This is a genomic window from Acidovorax sp. KPB24-07, from assembly GCF_057543315.1.
Genome location: NZ_BAAJYS010000645.1, coordinates 1 through 1354, shown reverse-complemented (window position 1 = coordinate 1354; position 1354 = coordinate 1). Strand labels below are relative to the sequence as shown.

2 protein-coding genes are annotated in these 1354 nt (G+C 62.0%); both read right to left on the bottom strand.

What is annotated here, in order from left to right; all coding sequences use genetic code 11:
* Window positions 1–318, bottom strand: a 318-nt coding sequence (locus AC27IQ_RS24665; RefSeq protein WP_487091171.1) for a single-stranded DNA-binding protein, incomplete at its 3' end; no start/stop codon positions are given.
* Window positions 315–1354: replication initiation factor domain-containing protein (locus tag AC27IQ_RS24660; protein WP_487091169.1), on the bottom strand; the 1040-nt coding region annotated here is incomplete at its 5' end. The genes AC27IQ_RS24665 and AC27IQ_RS24660, both read right to left, overlap by 4 nt.

The following is a 1354-nucleotide window of genomic DNA, read 5'->3' as shown; positions in this document are numbered from 1 at the left end:
CTCCACCGCGTCCAGCGTGAGATCCACCGGGGTCACGCTGGTGACCTCGCCGGTCTCTTTGTCGGTGCTACGAAAGGGCTTGCGCGTGTACCCGCCCAGCTGGGCCAAGACCGAGACTTCTTCGCCCTTTTGGCCCAGCTGGGCCTTGCTGCGGACCTCGACGGTCTGCGGACGGCTATAGGGGTCGGGCGCGGGCGTCACGATGCGCGTGTAGCGCGTCTGTTCGTGGCGGCGGGAAGCGTCGATGCGGCCCTTCACCAGCACCTGCATGGGCTGGATCTTGGTTCCCTGAGTTGGGGAGGCTACGGGTGCGTTCATGATGGTCTGATCCTCTGTATCTGGGCCTGCAACTCCGGCCACTGGAGGCCGGCACTACCGCCGGCGGGGTCTACCTTCTTGGGCAGGCCGAAGATGCGAATTTCTTCGACCAGTTCAGCGGCTGAGCAACCTGTCATGGACAGGGCCTGGTGCATGTATTTGCCGTAGCAGCGCTCTGCGTGATAAAGCCCGTGGGCCAAGCTGCCTTTCGCCTCTTCGCGCTGGGTGGGTATCTCCAGGGCCGCGGCTTCAAGCATGTCGCGCAAGGCTGGATAAGCGGCAATAAAGGCGCCATCAGGGTTAGTCAGCACATTGAGCGGGATCGTTCGGTCCCGGTTGCCGAGCCGGACCTCAAAGCGGGTCCAGTCGCTGTCGGGCATGCCTTGCTGTCGGCCCTTTTCGTATACGCAGAGCGTCTTTCCGTGCTTCAGTTTTCCGACGTACATGGTTCGTCCTTTCGTGCCGCCTTCGTGCCAGCTACCCTGCGTGTCAAGCTCAGGGTTTCGCCCACGGTTGATAAATGCCCCTTGGTCGTAGAGGCTGTATGCGTCGTCAACGCTGTATTCGCCGTCGAGAAAATCGACCGCGAGATCGACGCGAGAAATGACAGCGCCGAGGCCCTCAAGCAGCTCTTGCACGCTCTCCCAATCGGTGACCATGCCGCAGCCTTTTCCGTTGAGCTGGAGGAGCCAACGACCAAGCTGTGACTCGCCGCCAAGGGCAATAGCGCCGACCTCGACCTTGGCGTCGTCGTGCAGCTGCAGGACCAGGCGGTATCGCTCCGTGAAGCCAAAGAGGCCACCATCCAACACAGCGGTGAGCCGTCCGTCCATGATTCCGTCCAAGAAGCTCATGAGTCCGTGCACGCTCATGGATGGCCGATCAAACGTGGCATTGAGCCAATCGATCTTTGCGCGGCGCACCGAATCAGTAGCGGGGATAGAACTTTCCCACCCCGTGTTACAAGCGCGGGCGGAAGGCCGCTGGCGCGCCAACAAGCAGAGGCCGAACGCGCCAAGAGACGCGATCACCCCTA